The sequence below is a fragment of the Kribbella sp. CWNU-51 genome, from assembly GCF_054073265.1.
In genome coordinates this window covers 1-19577 of the sequence record NZ_JBSXMZ010000028.1, presented here as the reverse complement: position 1 = coordinate 19577, position 19577 = coordinate 1, and the positions used below count along the sequence as shown (strand labels likewise).

At 68.9% G+C, this 19577-nt stretch carries 19 protein-coding genes; 10 read left to right on the top strand and 9 right to left on the bottom strand.

The annotated features are described in order from the left end of the window. Window positions 1-211: 211 nt before the first annotated feature. Complete coding sequence (locus ACXC9Q_RS28375) at window positions 212-2173, top strand: hypothetical protein (RefSeq protein WP_457059684.1); 1962 nt, start codon at window positions 212-214, stop codon at window positions 2171-2173. A gap of 110 nt (window positions 2174-2283) precedes the next feature. Then, the gene (locus tag ACXC9Q_RS28370) at window positions 2284-2928 is read left to right on the top strand and encodes a maleylpyruvate isomerase N-terminal domain-containing protein (protein WP_457059683.1); all 645 of its coding nucleotides are present in this window, start codon (window positions 2284-2286) and stop codon (window positions 2926-2928) included. Window positions 2929-3072: 144 nt separating this feature from the next. Here the strand turns inward: ACXC9Q_RS28370 and ACXC9Q_RS28365 are convergent, their stop codons facing one another. Beyond that, on the bottom strand, window positions 3073-3465 hold the full coding sequence (locus ACXC9Q_RS28365; RefSeq protein WP_457059682.1) for an NUDIX domain-containing protein: 393 nt from the start codon (window positions 3463-3465) through the stop codon (window positions 3073-3075). A gap of 383 nt (window positions 3466-3848) precedes the next feature. Next, window positions 3849-5012 (bottom strand): acyl-CoA dehydrogenase family protein, encoded by a 1164-nt coding sequence (locus ACXC9Q_RS28360; RefSeq protein ID WP_457059681.1) that lies wholly within the window; start codon window positions 5010-5012, stop codon window positions 3849-3851. A gap of 135 nt (window positions 5013-5147) precedes the next feature. On the opposite strand from ACXC9Q_RS28360, the gene ACXC9Q_RS28355 reads away from it, so the two are divergent. Beyond that, window positions 5148-6485 (top strand): UDP-glucose dehydrogenase family protein, encoded by a 1338-nt coding sequence (locus ACXC9Q_RS28355; RefSeq protein WP_457059680.1) that lies wholly within the window; start codon window positions 5148-5150, stop codon window positions 6483-6485. Here the strand turns inward: ACXC9Q_RS28355 and ACXC9Q_RS28350 are convergent. The 3 genes from ACXC9Q_RS28350 to ACXC9Q_RS28340 all read right to left on the bottom strand — a co-directional run bounded on the left by ACXC9Q_RS28350 (window position 6482) and on the right by ACXC9Q_RS28340 (window position 9462). Continuing rightward, a complete protein-coding gene (locus ACXC9Q_RS28350) occupies window positions 6482-7702 on the bottom strand; it encodes an MFS transporter (protein ID WP_457059679.1) in 1221 nt (406 codons plus the stop codon). The two genes, ACXC9Q_RS28355 and ACXC9Q_RS28350, sit on opposite strands and share 4 nt — an antisense overlap. Window positions 7703-7777: 75 nt before the next feature. Next, window positions 7778-8281, bottom strand: a complete 504-nt coding sequence (purE, locus tag ACXC9Q_RS28345) for a 5-(carboxyamino)imidazole ribonucleotide mutase (RefSeq protein ID WP_457059678.1) — start codon at window positions 8279-8281, stop codon at window positions 7778-7780. Window positions 8282-8289: 8 nt separating this feature from the next. Continuing rightward, window positions 8290-9462 carry a 5-(carboxyamino)imidazole ribonucleotide synthase gene (locus ACXC9Q_RS28340; protein WP_457059677.1) on the bottom strand — a complete coding sequence of 391 codons (1173 nt, stop codon included), beginning with the start codon at window positions 9460-9462 and terminating at the stop codon, window positions 8290-8292. A gap of 155 nt (window positions 9463-9617) precedes the next feature. On the opposite strand from ACXC9Q_RS28340, the gene ACXC9Q_RS28335 reads away from it, so the two are divergent. Next, on the top strand, window positions 9618-10178 hold the full coding sequence (locus ACXC9Q_RS28335; RefSeq protein WP_457059676.1) for a GtrA family protein: 561 nt from the start codon (window positions 9618-9620) through the stop codon (window positions 10176-10178). A gap of 9 nt (window positions 10179-10187) precedes the next feature. Here ACXC9Q_RS28335 and ACXC9Q_RS28330 read toward each other — a convergent pair whose 3' ends face one another. After that, entirely contained in the window at window positions 10188-10976 is a 789-nt protein-coding gene (locus tag ACXC9Q_RS28330) for a hypothetical protein (RefSeq protein WP_457059675.1), read from the bottom strand. 224 nt (window positions 10977-11200) lie between these two features. Between ACXC9Q_RS28330 and ACXC9Q_RS28325 the strand changes: the two genes are divergently transcribed. After that, entirely contained in the window at window positions 11201-12412 is a 1212-nt protein-coding gene (locus ACXC9Q_RS28325) for a GNAT family N-acetyltransferase (RefSeq protein WP_457059674.1), read from the top strand. On the opposite strand, the gene ACXC9Q_RS28320 is transcribed toward ACXC9Q_RS28325, so the two are convergent. Continuing rightward, complete coding sequence (locus tag ACXC9Q_RS28320; RefSeq protein WP_457059673.1) at window positions 12413-13042, bottom strand: PH domain-containing protein; 630 nt, start codon at window positions 13040-13042, stop codon at window positions 12413-12415. It abuts the gene before it with no gap. Between the two features lie 130 nt (window positions 13043-13172). Between ACXC9Q_RS28320 and ACXC9Q_RS28315 the strand changes: the two genes are divergently transcribed. From ACXC9Q_RS28315 to ACXC9Q_RS28295, 5 genes are read left to right on the top strand one after another with little or no spacing between them, the layout of a single operon-like run. Further along, entirely contained in the window at window positions 13173-13469 is a 297-nt protein-coding gene (locus tag ACXC9Q_RS28315) for a hypothetical protein (RefSeq protein ID WP_457059672.1), read from the top strand. Further along, window positions 13451-14347, top strand: a complete 897-nt coding sequence (locus ACXC9Q_RS28310) for an MFS transporter (protein WP_457059671.1) — start codon at window positions 13451-13453, stop codon at window positions 14345-14347. Before ACXC9Q_RS28315 ends, ACXC9Q_RS28310 begins: the two co-directional genes overlap by 19 nt. Further along, window positions 14344-14451 carry an MFS transporter small subunit gene (locus ACXC9Q_RS28305; RefSeq protein WP_457059670.1) on the top strand — a complete coding sequence of 36 codons (108 nt, stop codon included), beginning with the start codon at window positions 14344-14346 and terminating at the stop codon, window positions 14449-14451. Before ACXC9Q_RS28310 ends, ACXC9Q_RS28305 begins: the two co-directional genes overlap by 4 nt. Before the next feature lie 47 nt (window positions 14452-14498). Then, complete coding sequence (locus tag ACXC9Q_RS28300) at window positions 14499-15407, top strand: helix-turn-helix domain-containing protein (RefSeq protein WP_457059669.1); 909 nt, start codon at window positions 14499-14501, stop codon at window positions 15405-15407. After that, a complete protein-coding gene (locus tag ACXC9Q_RS28295) occupies window positions 15407-15952 on the top strand; it encodes an MOSC domain-containing protein (protein ID WP_457059668.1) in 546 nt (181 codons plus the stop codon). Before ACXC9Q_RS28300 ends, ACXC9Q_RS28295 begins: the two co-directional genes overlap by 1 nt. Here ACXC9Q_RS28295 and ACXC9Q_RS28290 read toward each other — a convergent pair. Further along, complete coding sequence (locus ACXC9Q_RS28290; protein ID WP_457059667.1) at window positions 15938-16744, bottom strand: biotin--[acetyl-CoA-carboxylase] ligase; 807 nt, start codon at window positions 16742-16744, stop codon at window positions 15938-15940. The two genes, ACXC9Q_RS28295 and ACXC9Q_RS28290, sit on opposite strands and share 15 nt — an antisense overlap. Next, window positions 16744-19371, bottom strand: coding sequence for a phosphoenolpyruvate carboxylase (locus tag ACXC9Q_RS28285; protein ID WP_457059666.1), 2628 nt, complete (start codon window positions 19369-19371; stop codon window positions 16744-16746). The genes ACXC9Q_RS28290 and ACXC9Q_RS28285 overlap by 1 nt, the downstream gene beginning before the upstream one ends. Between the last annotated feature and the right edge of the window lie 206 nt (window positions 19372-19577).

The following is a 19577-nucleotide window of genomic DNA, read 5'->3' as shown; positions in this document are numbered from 1 at the left end:
AGCAACAAACCCGACCTCGCCGCCCCCGGAAGAGACCGGGACAGAACTGGTTGTTCTCGAATTGTCGAAACTTTCTGACGGAAATTCACTGATCCACTATTCCCATCGCTCCGGTCTTTTGCTTCCTGCTCAACTTGACACAGAACGACAAAATTCAATCACCCGGGAAATGTGTGCTCACGGCCGTTTCGGCGCTAGCATCCTCGGCATTGTGGAAACTGTAATTGCCTACGTCTCCGATCGATCCGGCGACAATCAGCGAGCTGCCGCGGGCCTCCGGCGGGTCGAGGCTTACTACAGCGGCCTCTGGCGTGAGGAGGCCGTCCATCAGGGACATGATGCAGGGACGGTCGGGCTGCACGTCTGGGACCGCCGCGAACGCGACTGCCTCTGGCCGTCCTGGCAGGACAGCGGCGATCTCCGGGTAGCGAGTCTGCATGCGCCGCTCGGGTACGAGCGGATAGTCGGCGACGTCCCATTGCAGGACGCCCCTGGGCGGTTGGCGCGCGCAGTTCTTCAGGTGCCCGGCCGATTCCTGGATCTGGCCCCGCCGTTCACGATGGCCGTCCTGGACCCGGCCGACGAACGACTCGAGTTGTTCACCGACTCCATCGGAGTAGGCCGGCTGTTCCAGCTGCGGCTGCCTGACGGCTGGGTCTGGAGCAACCGGCCGGTCGCCGCGCTCTTGTTCGCAGGCGTCGCGGCCAGGGTGGCTGAGCGGGGTTGGCGCTATGCGGCCGCTTGCGGCTGGTTCATGGGCGACACCACGCCGTACGACGGGGTCCTGGCCGTGCCGGGCGCGACCCGGATCGTCGCCGAGGGCAGGCATCGCCGCCGTACCGTCAGCCGTGTCGAGATCAGTAGCGTCTGGTCCGGCAGCGTGGACGCCGCCGACGAGACCGCCGAGGCGCTGCGCGATGTGGCGAGGTCGGTCGACCACCTCTGGCCGGGAAGGCCGACCGTGGATCTCAGCGGCGGCCGGGACTCCCGCGTGGTCGCAGCGGCCTTCCTGTCCGCTGGTGTGGACCTACGCCTCAACAGTTACGACGCGGTGCCGGGCGAGCTCCAGGTCGCCGAGGACCTGGTGGGTCTGCTTCCTTTCCAGGTGGAGCACGCCGTGACCCCTCGCACAGAACCAGCCCAACCTCCACAGGCTCGGCCGGCCCCTCCCGCCCTCGTCAGCCGCGCCCTCCGGTGGCACCGCTACGCCGACGGCCTCAGACCGGCCAGTTACCTCTTCCACACCCCACCCAGCAGCCTCTCGATCGTCACCCACCTCGCGATCGGCGGCGCGGGTGGCGAGGTCGCGCACGGGCACTTCTACCCGGCTGACGTCCTCCAGCTCGACGCCCTGCCGCTCGAGCCGAAGCTCCGGGCATTCGTCAGCCGTCTGCAGAGCCGGCTGGTCGCCGCGGCCGGCCCGTCCGAGGAGGCTCGCGCCGCCGTCTCCGCACAGATCGAGCAGGTACTGCGAGAGGCGATGCACGGCGGCATCGAGAACGCGACCATGCTCGACTACTTCTATCTGGTCGAAAGGCTCCGCCGCTGGGGGACCACAGGCGAGCGCAGCGGCGTGGTCTCACCGCTGCTCATTCCGTCCTTCGTCCGCGCTGCCTTCGCGCTCGATCCCGCCCAGCGGCTCGAGAACGCTCTGCACCGTGACCTGGTCCGTCGGTTGATCCCCGAGTGGGCGGACATTCCGTTCTTCAAACCACGCCCGGCCGGGCGGGGAAGGGCCCGGGCCCAGCTGCGGCGCATCGCCGATGCGCCGGATCGCGATCTGATCGGGGAGCTCATCACCGGCTCGGAGCTGGAGGGACTCGAACCGCAGACCGTCCGAGCGCTGTGGGCGGATTCGGCGGCCGGCACCAGTTCTGCCCCGGGTGAGGCAGCACTCCAGCAGGCACTGTGGAGAGCATCCTTCGAGCAGCACCTGGCCGAGATCAACAGCCACCTCCCGCCCGCCGTACGCACCGAAGCCCGCAGCATCTCCCGTGTCGCGGTGCCAGATCCGGCGAAGCCACCATGCCCTTCCTCGCGCCCGACGGTCCGCGGCGTACGGCGCGTCGCCCAGCGCCGGCTGATCCGCCGTCTGGCCAGGCATCCGCTCTGGTCTGCCTTCCGCCGAACCCGGATCGGCCGTTCCTGGCGGAGCCTCAGCCGCCCGCGCTGACCAGCCCCCGCCCACGAAACAGGCACCGTGAACCGACCTCACACCAACCCTGTCCGTCGAGCCGGGTCACCCCAGTCGAGGCCCAAAGGCGCACATGCCAGACTTGTCCCGTGTATTCGACTTCCGATCGCCGGGATGCGGTGTTTCCGATCGCTGGGGAAATTGTTGAGGATTTCATCCAACAGGCCCAGGTGTCCGATCGATGGCTACAGCAGAGCGTCTTGCCAAAGATGTCCGTCGGAGAACTAGCCTGCCACCTGGGGCGGCAGCTGGTACGCGCCGCAGAACTCCTCCAGGCGACAACCGACATCCCACCACTGAACTCGGTCGACGAGCACTATCATCGCGCTGCATGGGTCATGTCGAGCTCTCCGGATGACGCGGTCAATGACCGCACCACGGACGAGGCCGAGGCTGCGCTTGGCGTAGCTGCGCTCAGGACTCGAGTCGACAAGGCACTCGCGACGCTGAGGACGCTGCTCGCGAGCGGTACCACTCCTGATGTGGTACTGATTCCCTGGCAAGGTTGGTCCTTGCGCCGGGATGACTTCTTGCTTACCCGCATGCTGGAGATCGTCGTTCATACCGACGACCTTGCGCTGAGTCTTGACGTCCCGACGCCGGCATTCCCGGAGGAAGTCTTCGCGCCTGTGCGCGACCTGCTGGTGCGCCTCGCCGAGCGCCGGCATGGTCAGTCAGCGTTGATCAGCACTCTCACCCGCAGGGAACGCTCGCAAGTTATCTCCGCTTTCTAGCACCGCAGGTTCTCGGCCGCCAACGCTCGGCCGGTGTGGTCAGATGTCAGGAGCCTCGCACTACGAGGCGCCCAGTGACGGCCGCGCCTGGAACTGCTGCTCGCGTTGTCGGCGTTTGTTCTCTTACTGCGCCACGGCCGTGTGTCAGAGGTTAGGCAGCACCTGCTCGAAGAACAGGCGATCGGAGCTGAAGGTCGGCTGGAGTCGGGAGAACTCACGGGCCGTGACCCATCTGGCGTCGCTGACCTCTCCGGGATGGGTGACCAGGTCGCCTTCTTCGGGTTCGGCGGTCCACCAGTGGAGGACGAACGCGGCGTCTTCAGTCTGTGATTCCCAAACCTTGGCGATGGGTGTCACCTTCAGGCCGACTTCCTCGCGTACCTCCCTGACCAGGGCTTCCGCCTGCGTTTCGCCGGGATCGAGCTTGCCGCTAAGTGGTGCCCAGTAGCCCGGCAGCCGGGCGGCTGGGCCGCGCTGAATGACGAGCACCCGCTCGGATCGTCGCACCACGGCGACAATCGCCTCTCGCTGATCCATGGCATACCTCCGGTGGCTGCTTCGAGGGTGTCGACAGTCCGCCCCGGCACGGCTCGGCGCTCAGCGGATGAGCGGGGAGCCGAGAGTACGGACATCTTGCCCGCGACGACAGCAAATGCCGTGCGCTGCCAGCCGTGCTCCTCAGCGAAAGCGAGGAGCGGCGCGATCGCGTCCGGGCAGACCGCTTCGAGCGCGGTGTGAATCGAGCGCGTCTGTGGGTACACGACCGGGTCCGTCGGCAGGCCAACTCAGGTGAGTCATTCAGTACTCTCTCTGGTGAGAAACGTTGCCGAGCGACCTTAGTACTCCAGCCGTAGTTCGTGATCTGGCAGTGTGGCAGCTGGGCTCAGTTCCTCTGGGCGTGTCGACCTGCGGGAACGTCGTCAGGCAAGGCCGTTCAGCAACTGGCGGGCCATGACGATGCGTTGGACCTGGTTCGTGCCTTCGTAGATCTGGGTGATCTTGGCGTCGCGCATCATGCGTTCGACCGGGTAGTCGTGGGTGTAGCCGTAGCCGCCGAGGAGCTGGACGGCGTCGGTGGTCACGGCCATCGCGACGTCGGAGGCGAAGCACTTGGCGGCGGCGCCGAAGTAGGTCAGGTCCTTGTCACCACGCTCCGAGCGGGCGGCCGCGGCGTACGTGAGCTGCCGGGCGGCCTCGATCTTCATGCCCATGTCGGCGAGCATGAACTGCAGGCCCTGGAACTCCGCGATCGCCTTGCCGAACTGCTTGCGCTCCTGCACGTACCCGAGCGCGTAGTCGAGCGCACCCTGGGCGATCCCGAGCGCCTGCGCGGCGATCGTCACGCGGGTGTGGTCGAGCGTCGCCATCGCGGTGCCGAACCCGGTGCCCGGGTCCCCGATCAGCCGCGACACCGGGATCCGCACGTTGTCGAAGTACACCTCGCGGGTCGGCGAACCCTTGATGCCCAGCTTCTTCTCCGGCGCACCGAAGGACACGCCGTCGTCGGATTTCTCGACCACGAAGGCGGAGATCCCCTTCGACCGCGCGGCCGGATCGGTCACCGCGAACACGGTGTAGAAGTCGCTGACGCCGGCGTTGGTGATCCAGCGCTTCACGCCGTTCAGCACGTACGTATCGCCGTCGAGCACCGCCCGCGTCTTCATCGAGACGGCGTCCGAGCCGGCCTCGGGCTCCGACAGGCAGTACGAGAACATCGAGTCGCCCGCCGCGACCGGCGGCAGGTAGCGCTGCTTGACCTCCTCCGACCCGGACAGCAGCAGCGGCAGTGAGCCGAGCTTGTTCACCGCGGGGATCAGCGAGGTCGAGGCGCACGCCCGGGCGACCTCCTCGATCACGATCACGGTCGCGAGCGCGTCCGCCCCGGCGCCGCCGTACTGCTCCGGGATGTGCGGGGCATGGAAGTCCGAGGCCTTCAGCGCGTCGTACGACGCTTTCGGGAACTCCGCGAGTTCGTCCACGTCACCGGCGTGCGGGGCCACCTTGGCGTCGCAGACGTCGCGGACGGCGTCCCGGATCGCCTGGTGCTCCTCGGGCAGCGCGTACAGGTCGAATGAGTTACTCACGAGTCGCACTGTACGACGCGGGCCCGCCGCTCGGCAGCCGTCGGACGCCGAAAGTGACCAACAGCGCACGCCCTGGTGGGCCCTCGGACATGAGCCGGTCACCGGGTGATAACCGTGGTGGGTAGAGTCCCGGACATGAGTGAAGCGACCTCCCGCCCCCTGCGGATCGCCGTGATCGGTACCAACTACCTCGGGGCGAACACCGCCGCGGGGATGGCCGAGTTCGGTTTCGACGTCGTCGGGGTCGAGATCGACGAGCACCGGCTGAAGCTGCTGAACGACGGCAAGGCCCCGCTGTACGAGCCCGGGCTGGACCCGCTGCTGAAGAAGCACGTCGACTCCGGCCGGCTGCGGTTCACCAAGGACTACCGCGAGATCGCGGACTGGGCCGACGTGCACTTCATCAGCGTCGGCACGCCGCAACTCGAGGGCAGCGAGGCGGCCGACCTGGGCCAGGTCAACTCGGTCGTCGACATGCTCGCGCCGCTGCTGACCCGGCCGACGCTGGTGGTGGGCCGGTCGACGGTCCCGGTCGGTACGGCGAAGCACATCGAGCGGCGTTTCCACACCGAGGCGCCGGCAGGTACGGCGGTCGAGCTCGCCTGGCAGCCCGAGTTCCTCCGTGAGGCGCACGGCGTGGACGACACGCTGCACCCGGACCGGCTCGTGTTCGGCGTGGAGTCGGCGACCGCGGAGGCCCGGCTGCGTGAGGTCTTCGCCACCCCGATCGCCGAGGGTTCGCCGGTGGTCGTGTGCAACCGGCCGACCGCGGAGCTGGTGAAGGGCGGCGCGAACGCCTTCCTGGCCACGAAGATCTCCTTCATCAACGCGCTCGCGGAGCTGGCCGACGCGGCCGGTGCGGATGTCACCCAACTCGCCGACGCGCTCGGGTACGACAAGCGGATCGGCCGCGGCATGCTGAACGCCGGCCCCGGGTACGGCGGCGGCTGCCTGCCGAAGGACCTGCGCGCGTTCATGCACCGGGCCGGCGAGCTCGGCGTCGAGGAGGTGATCACGCTGCTGCGTGAGGTCGACGACATCAACCAGCACCGCCGGGCCCGGATCGTCGACGTCACCCACGAGGTGCTCGGCGGCGAGTGGGTCGGCAAGAACGTCACCGTCCTCGGCGCCGCGTTCAAGGCCGGTACGGACGACGTCCGCGACTCGCCCGCCCTCGACGTGGCCGGCCGGATCCAGCTGCACGGCGCGAACGTCACCGTCTACGACCCGGAGGCGATGGAGAACGCCCGCAAGGTCCGCCCGACGCTGCGCTACGCCGCCTCCACCACCGAGGCCTGCGAAGGCGCCCACGCCGTCCTCCACCTCACCGAGTGGCCCGAGTTCCGCGAACTCGACCCCGCCGCCCTCCGCGGCGTGGTCGAACACCCCGTCGTCATCGACGCCCGCCTCCTCCTCGACGCAGCCCGATGGCGCGCCGCCGGCTGGACCTACCGAGCGCCCGGCAAGCCCTAGGTGACAGTTGCGTTGCGCAGGACGGGGCGGCTCAGTACGACGAGACCGGTGAGCGCGGCGGCCACGGAAATGCCGAGGCAGACACCGGTGATGCCGACCCCGCTCAGATCCGCGAGACTGCCGAGCACCGGGTTCATCACCACGAGCGCGAGGCTCTGACACAGCACGACGACGGATTGCAGGCGGGACTGGTACTCGCGCTCGACGGAGTTCATCAAGAGCGGCAGCACGTGACCGGTGAACGTGCCGACGCCGATTCCACTGAGCACACCGGCCGCGAAGACCAACGGCAACGGCTCGAGTACGGACAGACCCAGCAGGCCCGCGGCGGCCACCAGCAGGCCGATGGCGGCGAACACACCCGGCCGTGGGAACGCGCCGCGCATGAGGATGCGCACCGCGATCACTCCCACCCCCAGACTCCGGCTCGCGACGAGCAGACCCGCGGTCGCCGCGTCCCAGCCGTGCGACCGGGCGAGCAGCGGGAACAGCAAAGCATCCAGCGGTATCAGCAACCCGGCCGCCACCGTCATCGTGATCAGCAGGGCGCGGGTGAGCGGGCGCCCGAACGCGACCCTGATGCCGGCTGCGATCGACCGCAGCATGCCGGACGGCATCCGTCCGGGCGGGGCGATCGTCCCGCGCAGCAGGATCAGGACGATGATCATCGCGGCGAAGGTGAGAGAGTCGAAGGCGGCGGCGGCTTTGAGGCCGGCCCAGCTGACCAGGATGCCGCCGACGGCGGTGCCGGTGACGGCGAAGACGACGCCGGTGACCTGGAAGCTGGCCAGTGCGCGCGGGACCTGCTCCGGTGGGACGAGCAGGCGCGGCATGGAGCGCGACGACGGCAGGAAGAACGCGTCGATCACGCCGACGACGAGGGCCAGCACGACCAGCAGCCAGACCGGCTCGCCCACGGCCAGCGAGGCCGGGACGAGCGCGGCGGTCACCAGGAACATCGCCGTACAGCTCGCCAGCAGGACGCGGGGGGCGCCGAAGCGGTCGCCGACCGCGCCGCCGACCAGGAGCAGGGCGGCGCGGGGTGCGGCGGCGAGGAGCAGGATCAGACCGGCGATGCGGCCGCCGTGCTGGCTGGCCGACCATCCGATGGCGAACGTCATCGTCAGGTCGCCCAGGAGGGACACGGCAGCACCGAACAGCCAGATCCAGTAGCGGACCGGGATGCGCTGCGTGTCCGGTTCAGTGGGCGGAGTCACGATCGACGACCTTAGACGACAACGGATGGGATCTCATGACTACCCGCCCCCGGCTGTGGAAAACCAGTTACAAGACTAGCCTTTACGCAGCTCTGCCGCGCCGTCACGCACAGTGATGCCCTTCGCCCGGGCCAGGTCGGCCAGGGACTCCTGGAAGGCGATCATCCGGTCCCGCAGCTTCTCGTCGGACGCGGCCAGGATCCGGACCGCGAGCAGGCCGGCGTTCCGCGCGTTCCCGATCGACACCGTCGCCACCGGGACCCCGGCCGGCATCTGCACGATCGACAGCAGCGAGTCCATCCCGTCCAGGTACTTGAGCGGAACGGGTACGCCGATCACCGGCAACGGAGTCACCGACGCGAGCATGCCGGGCAGGTGCGCGGCCCCGCCGGCGCCCGCGATCAGCACCTTCAGTCCCCGCTCGTGTGCTGACCGTCCGTAGTCGATCATCTCCACCGGCATCCGGTGCGCCGAGATGACGTCTGCCTCGAAGGGCACGTCGAATTCGTCACATACCTCGGCCGCGGCCTTCATCGTCGGCCAGTCGCTGTCCGACCCCATCACGATGCCAACACTCATGGTCATTCCTATTCGTCGATGGTGCCGGTCAGATAGGCCGCCGCGTGCCGGGCGCGTTCACGGGTCTCCTCGAGGTCTTCGCCGTACGCCGTGACGTGGCCGATCTTGCGACCCGGCTTCACCGACTTCCCGTAGAAGTGGACCTTCAGGCCAGGGTCGCGGGCCAGGCAGTGCAACAGCCCGCGATGCATGTCCTCGACGTCGCCGCCGAGCACGTTGACCATCACCGTGTACGGCGCTCGCGCGGCCGGCGATCCGAGTGGCAGATCCAGCACGGCCCGCAGGTGGTTCTCGAACTGGGACGTGACCGCGCCCTCGATCGACCAGTGGCCGGTGTTGTGCGGGCGCATCGCGAGTTCGTTGACCAGCAGGCGGCCGTCGCGGGCCTCGAACATCTCGACCGCGAGGATGCCGACGACACCGAGCTCACCGGCGATCTTCAGCGCCGTCTGCTGGGCCTGCGCGGCCTTCTCCGGCGCCAGACCGGGCGCGGGCGCGGTGACCTCGACGCAGATGCCGTCCTTCTGGACCGACTCGACGATCGGGTACGCGACCGCCTGGCCGTGCGGCGAGCGGGCGACGATCGCGGACAGTTCGCGGACGAAGTCGACCTTCTCCTCAGCCAGGATCGGTACGCCGCTGCCGAACGCGACCGCTATCGCGTCGTCGTCCGGACCGTCCACGAACCAGACACCCTTGCCGTCGTACCCGCCGCGGGTGGTCTTGAGGATGATCGGGAATCCGCCGACCCGCTTGGCGAAGTCCGCGACGTCGGCGGCCGTCTCGACGACCTGGTGGGCCGGAGAGGGCGCTTCGAAAGTGTCGAGCCGGCGCCGCATCACCGCCTTGTCCTGGGCGTGCACCAGCGCGTCGGGACCGGGATGGACCTTGATGCCATCCGCCTCGAGGGCGTGCAGCAGGTCGGTCGGGACGTGCTCGTGGTCGAACGTGACCACATCACACTCCGCGGCGAACCGCCGTACCGTCGCCAGGTCCTTGTAGTCGCCGACGGGCGCGTCCGCGACCGCCTGGGCCGCCGACACCGTCGGGTCTTCGGCCAGCACGCGGAGCTGGATGCCGAGCGCGACGGCGGTTTCCTGCGTCATCCGGGCCAGTTGGCCGCCGCCGACCATGCCGACCACCGGTGTACCGACAGGGAGATCGCTTCGATCGAACTTCACAGCCTGGAGCCTAATGTCCATACATCACCGCGCGTACGGCGGCCACCGTGACACTCCTGGCACGCGCGGCGGATTTCAGGGTCGGCCCGGTCGGCAGGTACCGTGGGTTGCTGCCCTCCCCGTTGCGGTGTGATCACAGAAGGTTACAGAGACCGTTGAAACTCGTCACCACGATGTATCGCCAGTTCGAACACCTGGTGCACGAAGTGGCCAAGTTCGGTCTGGTCGGTCTGCTGGGTCTGGCCGTGGACCTGCCGATCTACAACTGGCTGGTCTTCGACAACCCGCTGGTGCTCGCCGACTCCGGCGTGGGCATGCTGCACGACAAGCCGCTGACCGCGAAGCTGATCTCGACGACGGTGGCGACCGTCGCGACCTACTTCGGGAACCGGTACTGGACCTGGCGGCACCGTGAGCGCAGCGGACTGCGCCGCGAGTACGTGCTCTTCTTCGTGCTGAACGGCATCGGCCTGCTGATCTCCGCCGCCTGCCTGGCCTTCTCTCGCTACGTGCTCGACCTGCACAGCTGGCTGTCCGACAACATCGCCGCGAACTTCATCGGCCTGGGACTCGGTACCTTGTTCCGGTTCTGGTCCTACCGCAAGTTCGTCTTCCGCGAGGAGATCGCGCTCGACGAGGCCGAGCACACCCCGGTCCCCGAGTCCCCCGCCGCTCTCGACGACGAGAACACCGGCGACCTCCCCGTCGTCCGCTAACTGCCCTCGTCACTCTCCGAACGGCGGCGTACTGCCGGCGTTGCCGTCCGACCAGTGGAAGTAGACCGGGTCGGAGAAGGTGCTCGGGACCTTGCCGAGTGACTGGATGACCGTGGTCGCACCGGTGGCATGGCCGACGGCGTACAGGTTGCCCGTGTGGGTGTCCCGGTCGATGCCGAGCAGCAGGGTGCCGTACTGGCCACACTTCTGCGCGATCAGCGTTTCGAAGCCCTGCCAGGTCTTACTCCGGACCTGCTTCACGATCGGTTTCATCGGCGCGGCGGCCGGGATGTGGATCGTGTACAGCGCACCACCCCGGGTGTTCGCGAGGAACGTGTCGTAGGTCTTGGTGGTGCTGATCAGCGTCATCGACTTCACCGCGGCGAAGCCGGCGGCCGAGACCTTGTTCCGCCAGACGCCGTTTCTGTCGACGGACCAGCGGAACAGCGTGCCGTCGTTGCGGAGTCCGTACGCGTTGGCCCGCCGGACCACCGTGTCGGCGTACGCGGTCGTGTCGAGGGCGACGAAGGTCCCCCAGCCGCCACCGATCCGCCGCACCCCACCGTCGATGACGGCGTCGTCCCCGGCCGAGTAGCTGGCCGAATAAAGCGCATCTCCCAGGACGCTGTAGCCCGACACGAAGACGACGCTGATCCCGTCATCGCCCAGCGACATCGAGGCGCTGATCCGGACTGCTCCATCGGGGTACACACCGCGCCCCAGGATGACGCCGGCCGAGGCCGTGGGCGGCGTTGCTGCGAACGCACCCTGCTCCTTGTGGTCACCCCCGGCCGTCACCGACCCCACCGCCACCGGGCAGCCCCCGGCCGACGCCGCGCTTGGCGATGCAGTTGCGCTCGGCGTGGCGGCGGCCGTCCCGGGGATCAAGCCGGCCGCCACGAGCAAAGCTGCTGTTGTCGTTCCGAGGAGGTTCCTCATCTCGCACCGTCCCTTGTGTCTACCTGACCAGATGCTCGATGGAGGACGTTGGTTATGCCAACTGGACGTGTGAAGATGCGGGCGTGACCGAGTTCGCCGTTCGTCCGGCTGTGGCCGAGGACTACGAAGAGGTAGGTGCCCTGTTCGGCGGGGCGATGATGTTCGAGCCGTCGCCCGATGACCTGGGCCGGAGACTGTTCGAACCCGACCGGGCGCTGGTGGCGACCGACGGCCCGGAGATCATCGGCACCACGCGGGCGTTGACGCGCGATCTGTCCGTGCCGGGTGCGGTGGTGCCCGCGGCGCACGTGACCGGGGTCGGCGTACGGGCGACTCATCGGCGGCGCGGTGTCATGTCCGAGTTGATCATCCGGCAGCTGCGTGAGGTGCCGGAGGCGATCGCGGTGCTCTGGGCCAGCGAGCCCGGCATCTACGGACGATTCGGGTACGGCGCTGCCGCGTGGGGAACGTCGTACGAGATCGATCTGCACCGGGTCGGGCCGCCCGACGTCAGGCTCCGTCCGGGCGAGGTGAGCGAGCTGGCCGCGGACGCCGCGGTGAAGGAGCTCGCGCCACTCCTGCGGAGCATGCAGGAACGGCGACCGGGCGTCTCAGGCCGCTCGGAGCTCGAATGGCAGAAGCACCTCCGGGACAAGAAGGACGATCGCGACGGACGGACCGCCCGCCAGATCCTGGTCCACCGTGACGAGACCGGCGCCGTGGACGGGTACGCGCTGTGGCGCGGCAAGATGAACTGGACCGCGACCGGTCCGGCGAACGAGGTGCTGCTCGAAGAACTGGTCGCGATCGACCCGGCCGCGTACAGCGCGCTGTGGCACCACCTGCTGACGCTGGACCTGGCCGCCACCCTTGGATTCGGGTACGCCGCCATCGACGAGCCGATCCAGCAACTCGTCACCACCCCGACCGCGCTCAACCGGCGAGTGAACGAGTCCCTCTGGCTCCGGGTGACGGACGTCGTCCGAGCCCTCGAACAGCGTCGGTACGCCGTCGCCGTCGACCGCGTGTTCGAGGTGACCGACGACCTGATCCCGGCGAACGCCGGACGGTTCCGGCTGACCGCGGACGGCTTGATGGCGAGGTGCGAACGGACAGACGACCCGGCCGACCTGAGTCTCTCCGTGACCGAGCTCGGTGCGGCCTACCTCGGCGGACGCACCCTCGCAGAATTCGCCGCCACCGGCCGGGTCGTTGAGCACACCCCCGGCGCTCTCACGACCGTCACGGCAGCCTTCGCCTGGCCGATCTCACCGGTCAGCCTGGAGATCTTCTGACTAGCGGTCGTTGTCGTCGGAGCTGAACAGGGTCTCGCCGTCGTCCGGGCGCGGTTGCTTCTGTTGCTGCCGCGGCTCCGCGCGGCGGCGCATGTGGTCCGGCGGCTCCTCGTCGGCGAGGATGCCGTCGCCGGGCCGGCCTTCCGGACCGCCGAAGAGCAGGTCGGACATCTGCAGGTGAACGTGCTCGACATGCGGTACGTCGGGCAGGACGACCTGGCCACGCTCGCCGGCGGACTCGATGTGCAGGGTCCCGCAGCCCAGGATCCGGTCGATCAGGCCGTGCTCGTAGGACACGTCGTTGATCCGCATCAGCGGGATGTCCCGCCCGGTCCGGGTGAGGATGCCGTGCCGGGTGATCAGCCGGCGGTTCGTCACCGTGTACGTCGAGAAGAACCAGTTCAGGAACGGCTTCAGCGCAAAGGCCGCCAGGATCACCACGCCGACCGCGAGAATCGCGATCCGGCCCGGCGTCTGCAGGGATCCGGACGGCACGATCGCGGCCAGGAAACCGCCCAGCCCCGCCACCAGGAGCAGCAGGAACACCGGGAAGATCAGCGCCTTCCAGTGCGTCCGGGTGCTGACGACGACGTACTCGTCCTCACCCAACAACTTCGCCGAGATCGCCATGCCCCCAGTGTCACAGTTCCCGGGTTCGGTTGTCCCCCCGCGACACGATGGTTGAAGCCTTCACAAAATGCATACAGTGAGCCAAGATGCGCGAGGGGCTACCAACTGGGGGACAAGAGAAGGAGCCGTGATGGGCATCTTGTCGGTACTCGATCGGGAGCACACCGTCGCCCCGCCGGGATACAGCCGCTGGCTGATCCCGCCGGCCGCGCTGGCGGTCCACCTCTGCATCGGGCAGGCGTACGCGACGAGCGTGTACAAGACGTCGCTCGTGAAGCACTTCGACAGCAGCCAGACCGCGATCGGGGTGATCTTCAGCATCGCGATCGTGATGCTGGGGTTGTCCGCCGCGGTCGGCGGCACCTGGGTCGAACGCAACGGCCCGCGCAAGCGCTGGTCGCCAGCCCGTTGTCGCGCCAACTGCTGAGCCAGTACGACTCCGGCTACGACCCGGACGTCAGCTCCTCGGTGGCCGGCGGCGGTGCCCTGGTCGGGCTGTTCCTCACCCTCGGCATCGTCTACTTCGCGATCATGATGTTCGGGGTGTTCAACATCCGGGTGCCCGCCGAGGGCTGGGCGCCGGAGGGGTTCGATCCGGCGACGGTCAAGCAGAAGCCACTGGTGACCACGGCCAACGTCTCGGCCGCGAACGCGATCAAGACCCCGCAGTTCTGGCTGCTGTGGGTGGTCCTGTTCTGCAACGTCACCGCGGGGATCGGCATCCTCGAGCAGGCCAGCCCGATGATCCAGGACTTCTTCCGCGGTCCGGACGGCAAGTCCAGCGTTGCAGTCGCGGCGGCGGCCGGGTTCGTCGGCCTGCTGTCGATCTTCAACATGGCCGGCCGGTTCGGCTGGTCCAGCACATCGGACGTGATCGGCCGCAAGCCCATGTACACGATCTATCTGGGCATCGGCATCATCGCCTACTTCCTGCTCGCCACGGTCGGGCACAACAACACCGCGATCTTCGTGCTGCTGGCCGCGGTGATCATCTCGTTCTACGGCGGTGGGTTCGCGACGGTTCCGGCGTACCTGCGGGATCTGTTCGGCGGCTTCCAGGTGGGCGCGATCCACGGCCGGCTGCTGACCGCCTGGTCGGCGGCGGGCATCGCCGGGCCGCTGATCGTGAACGGCTTCCTGGACAAGGAGGGCAAGCCCGGCACGCTGACGGCCGCGGCGTACCGGCCGGCGCTGTTCACGATGGTCGGCGTCCTGGCCGTCGGCCTCGTCGCCAACCTGCTGATCCGTCAGGTGTCCGACCGGTTCCACGAGACGTCCGAGTCCACGCTGGAGGCCGCGCAATGAGTCAGTCCGTACGCCTGGTGATCTCCTGGCTCCTCGTCGCCGTCCTCCTCGGGTACGGCGTCATCGAAACCTTGATCACCGCGGCGAAGATCTTCACCACTTAGGCGAAAACGATCAAGTACGGCGAGGCAGGCGGCGGCACGATAGTGGCATGAGCACTGACGTGTTCGCCGCCTTCGTCGAGGTACTGGCCGGCGCGCTGGACGATCACGAGGCGACCGGGACCGATCTGGCCGCCCGGGTCCAGCTGTCCCGGTCGCAGCTCGACCGGGTGGTGACGGCCGCGGCGGGCGAGCGACCGGGCGCGTTCCGGCGCCGGATCCTGCTGGAGCGGTCCGCGTACCGGCTGCTGACCGCGCCGGGCCACATCCTCGACGTCGCGGTCGAGGCCGGTTACGGATCCCACGAGGCGTTCACGCGCGCCTTCAGCCGGGCGTACGGCGTCGCACCGGCGGCCTGGCGGGGTCGTCCGGACCGGATCCGGATCGACGCGCCGAGTGGCATCCACTTCCACCCGCCGAACGGCCTGCGGGTGCCGGCCAGGGACAAGGTGACCTCCATGGATCTTCTCCGCACGATCGTCGACCACCACGTCTGGCTGCTCGGCCAGATGTGCGACCAGGCGTCGACGCTGACCGACGACCAACTGGACACTCCGATCGAGATCTCCGTCGAGGGCATCGACGCCGACCCGACCCTGCGCTCGCTGCTGTCCCGCCTGATCGGTCAGCTGGGGATGTGGCACGCGGCGCTGGCCGGGCAGGAGTACGACTTCTCTGTAGAGCAAGGCGAAAGCGTCCAGAGCATGCGGCGACGGCTCGACGAGGTCGGCCCGGCGTTCGCGGCCGAGGTCGGTGAGCTCTGCGCCCAGAACCGTCTCGACGAACTCATCGTCTGCCCCGGCGAATCGGTCGAGGTCTACACCGCCGGCGCGATGATCGCGCACGTCATCACGTTCGCGTCGTACCGCCGTACCCTCGTCGCCGGTGCTCTGCACGACGCCGGCTGCGACGACCTCGACAGCGGCGACCCCATCCGCTGGATCACCCGGACAACCTGATGCCCGCCCGGCTGGTCGCGGTTAACGTCGTCCACGAACTCATCCGCGGACCGACCCGCTGGACCGCGATCGACAAGCGCCCGGTGAGCGGCCTGGTCGCGGTCGACGAGCTCGGCCTGACCGGCGACCGGCAGTGCGACACCCGCTACCACGGCGGACCGGACAAAGCGCTCTACGCGTACGCCGAGGAGGACGCCGCCTGGTGGTCGACCGAACTGGACCGCGACATCACACCGGGGCTGTTCGGCGAGAATCTGACCACCCGCGGCCTGGACATCACCAACGCCCTGATCGGCGAACGCTGGCGGATCGGCGGGCCGAAGACCGGCATCCTGGTCGAGGTCCGGAGCCCACGCACGCCGTGCGGCAATCTGGCCGCACGGATGGGCATCCCGAAGTTCCACCATCGGTTCGTGGCGACAGGCCGGGTCGGGGCCTACCTCAAGGTGCTGTCCGGCGGCTCGGTCCGGGCCGGCAATCGGATCGTCGTCGACTACCGCCCCGACCACGGGCGGACGATCGGCGCGGCGTCAGGACGCGCGTAGGTGGGTCACGTCGCCCGCCGCCAACGGGCGCGGACCATCGGCGGTGTCGACGATCAGCCGGCCGTCGTCGGCCAGGTCGCGGGCAGTGCCTTCGAGGGAGGTGCCGTCGGGCAGCTCCACCCGAACGGCCCGGCCAAGCGTCGCGGACAGCTCCCGGTACTCCGGGAGGATCGTGGCCGGGTCACCGTCCGCCTCGACCCACGTGAGGTAGCGCGTGGCGAGCTCCCGCAGTACGGCGCTCAGCACAGTGGCTCGATCGGTCGTGGCCGCCTTCTCGAGGGCCAGCGAGGTCGCCGCGGGATGCGGCTTCTCGGCCTCGCGCAGGGTCACGTTGAGGCCGATGCCGACCACAGCGGCCGGCCCCTCCACGCGCTCGAGCAGAATGCCCGCCAGCTTCCGGTCCTCGACCAGTACATCGTTCGGCCACTTCACGAGCGCCGGGATCTCCCCCACCTGCCGTACGGCGGCCGCCACCGCCAACGGGACCAGGAGACCCAGCCACGGCCACCGGGCCGCAGTCACAGCTGTCGGACGCAGCAACGCGGACATCAACAGGGCAGAGCGCGCCGGAGCGGTCCACGTCCGCCCCAGCCGACCGCGACCGGACGACTGCAACTCAGCAGCCACCACCAGCCCCTCGGCCGCCCCGCCGGCCGCCGCGGCCGCCACGACCGCATTGGTCGACGGTGTCTCCGCGAGTACGTCGATCTGCGTCCACAACGAGCCGGGACGTACCAGCCGCCCTCGCAGGAACCGTGCGTCGAGTGGCGGCCGGTCCAAGTCGCTGAACATCAGCCGGTGTTCTGCAGGCCGGCAGCGACACCCGAGACGGTCAGCAACAGCAGCCTCCGCTGGCGGACGATCTGCTCCTCGTCCACCGAGTCATCGGTGCGCAGCGTCCGCAGTGCCCGCAACTGCAGGTAGCTGAGAGCGTCGACGTACGGGTTCCGCAGCTCGACCGCTCGGCCCAGCACGCGCCGGCCGGCCAGCAGCCGGTCCTGGTCGAGCACCTTGAGCACCCACTCCGTGGTGAGCGCGTGCTCGTCGAGCATCAGCTGCGTCAGGTCCGGCCGATCGCCCAGCTCGAGGTAGCGGCCCAGGATGCGCCGGTCGGTCTTCGCCAGCGACATCTCGGCGTTCTCCAGCATCACCTGGAACAGCGGCCAGTTCTGGTTGGCGTCCCGCAGTACGGCGACATCCCCGACAGCCGAGAGCGCCGAGCCGAGGCCGTACCAGCCGGGGGCGTTCACGCGGGCCTGCGACCAGGCGAACACCCACGGGATCGCGCGCAGGTCCTCCAGCGACGACACCGCCACACCACGCCGGGCGGGTCGCGACCCGAGCGGCAGCTGACCGAGCTCCTCCAGTGGAGTCACCCGGCCGAACCACTCCGCGAAGCCATCCGCCTTCACCAACCGGTGGTACGTCGTCCGCGCGGCCTCGTCGAGGGTCTTCTCCACCACGGAGAACCGATCGGCCGCCGCGGCAGCCCGCTCCTCGACAGCCGGCGTGGACGCCAGCAAGGTCGCCGCAGTCACCTGCTCGATGTGCCGCTGTGCGATCGCCGCGTTGCCATAGCGCGCCGGGATCGCCTCACCCTGCTCGGTGAGCTTGAACCGCCCGGCCACCGACCCAGGAGCCTGAGCCAGTACGGCGCGGTTCGCCGGGCCACCGCCACGCCCCAGGGCGCCACCCCGACCGTGGAACAGAGTTAGCCGGATCGCATTGCGCTGCGCCCACGCGGTGATCCGCGCCTGAGCGTCGTACAGGGCCAGCGTCGCCGACACGGGACCGACGTCCTTGGCGGAGTCGGAGTACCCGAGCATGACCTCGAAGCGCCGGTCGTTGGCGGTGAGCCGGTGCCGGACCCGAGTGAGCTGGATCGCGTTGTCCAGCACTTCCACCGAGTTCTGCAGGTCTTCACCGGTTTCGAACAGCGGTACGACGTCCAGTTCGATCGGACGCCCGTCCAGCGCGGCATCCGCCAACTCGTAGACGGCTGCGAGGTCACCGGCGTTGCGTGTGAACGAAACGACGTACCGACGGCAGGCCTCGGGACCGAAGCGCTGCTGGATCTGACCGATCACCCGCAGCGTCGCCAGCACCTCCTCGGTCTGATCCGACAGCTCACCGCCGCCGAGCACCTCTTCTAGCGCCTTGGTGTGGACCGAGGAGTGCTGACGGACCTCCAGCTCGGCCAGGTGGAAACCGAACGAGTTGACCTGCCAGATGAGCTGCTGGAGCTCGCCGTACGCCTGGCGTAGTGCACCTGCGTTCACCAGGGAGTCCTGCAGGACCTTGAGCTCGTGCAGGAAGTCGGAAGCCCGCGGGTAGCCGAAGTCCGCGTCGCGAGCCCGGGTCGCGGCCAGCCGGCGCGCGGCGAGCAGCAGGAGCTGCCGGTGCGGCTCAGCGGGCGAACGGGCCTCGATGTCCGCGATCAGCTCCGGGTTGACCGCCCGCGCGTCCTCCAGGATGCGGCGGACCGGTGCGGACGGCGGAGTGGTCGCCGCGTCCAGGGTGAGCGCCCGGCCGAGGACTTCCGTTGCCTGTTCGAGAGCCCGCAGGACGTGGTCGGCCTGGATCTGCATGGCCTCGCGGGTGATCGCGGCGGTGACGTTCGGGTTGCCGTCGCGGTCGCCGCCGATCCACGAGCCGAGCCGGACGAACGGCGCCACCACCGGCTGCTTCACCCCGGCGGCGTCACCGGCCAGCGCGTCGTCCAGCCGCCGGTAGACGTTGCCGACGACATCGAAGAGCGTCTCCTCGAACACGGCCATCGCGGACCGGACCTCGTCCAGCGGCGACGGCCGGCTGGTGCGGAGCTGCGACGTACGCCAGAGGATGTCGACCTGCTCGATCAGGCGGCGGCGGTTCTCCGCCAGCTCGCTGTCGCCGGTCCGCGGGTCGCCGCGCTCGTCCAGCAGCGACGAGATGCGCCGGATCGTCGCCAGGACAGCGCGCCGCCGGGCCTCGGTCGGGTGCGCCGTCAGCACCGGGCGGAACTCGAGCCCGTTGAGCAGCGCGCGGGCCTGCTGCTCGCCGCTGTCGGTGGCGATCTGCTCGACCGCCTGGGCCAGCTCGGACACGGCCGGTGCGTCGCCGGAGCGGTCCCGCGCACGCAGTACCCGGGCGCGGTGCAGTTCCTCGCTGAGGTTGGTCAGGTGGAAATAGCAGGTGAACGCGCGCGCGACGTCCTCGGCCCGCTCGTGCGGCCAGGAGGCGACGAGCTGCTCGGCCGCCGCGCCGTCGCCGGCGATGGTCAGCTCCCGGAGCTTCTCGACGTCGTCGAGCAGCGGCTGTCCGGCGTACTCGACCAGCACCTTGCCGAGAAGCTCGCCGAGCAGGCGGACGTCGGCCCGAAGTTCTTCGGGCACCTCGAACCGCGCGCGGGTACGGGTCTCACTACCGGTCTCGGTCACGTTCGCCCACCCTATCGGCGGGCGCACACGATCGCCGCTCAGTCCGCCCACTGGAAGCCGATCGTGATCCACCACTCAGCTACCGCACAGTACGGCGGAACTGGGGAGGATCCCTGCCCGAATCGGGAGGGCAGATTCAGGGGATTGTTGCAACGCCTGATTGTTGGAGGGTGTTGTGATGGGGCGGAAGTTGTCCGAGGTGCGGT

Bases quoted from the DNA above. Each gene is read 5' to 3' on its own strand.
- ACXC9Q_RS28365 (WP_457059682.1), bottom strand. From the start codon at position 3,465: ATGGATCAGCGAGAGGCGATTGTCGCCGTGGTGCGACGATCCGAGCGG.
- ACXC9Q_RS28355 (WP_457059680.1), top strand. From the start codon at position 5,148: ATGAGTGAAGCGACCTCCCGCCCCCTGCGGATCGCCGTGATCGGTACC.
- purE (WP_457059678.1), bottom strand. From the start codon at position 8,281: ATGAGTGTTGGCATCGTGATGGGGTCGGACAGCGACTGGCCGACGATG.
- ACXC9Q_RS28320 (WP_457059673.1), bottom strand. From the start codon at position 13,042: ATGGCGATCTCGGCGAAGTTGTTGGGTGAGGACGAGTACGTCGTCGTC.
- ACXC9Q_RS28315 (WP_457059672.1), top strand. From the start codon at position 13,173: ATGGGCATCTTGTCGGTACTCGATCGGGAGCACACCGTCGCCCCGCCG.
- ACXC9Q_RS28305 (WP_457059670.1), top strand. From the start codon at position 14,344: ATGAGTCAGTCCGTACGCCTGGTGATCTCCTGGCTCCTCGTCGCCGTC.
- ACXC9Q_RS28300 (WP_457059669.1), top strand. From the start codon at position 14,499: ATGAGCACTGACGTGTTCGCCGCCTTCGTCGAGGTACTGGCCGGCGCG.
- ACXC9Q_RS28295 (WP_457059668.1), top strand. From the start codon at position 15,407: ATGCCCGCCCGGCTGGTCGCGGTTAACGTCGTCCACGAACTCATCCGC.
- ACXC9Q_RS28290 (WP_457059667.1), bottom strand. From the start codon at position 16,744: ATGTTCAGCGACTTGGACCGGCCGCCACTCGACGCACGGTTCCTGCGA.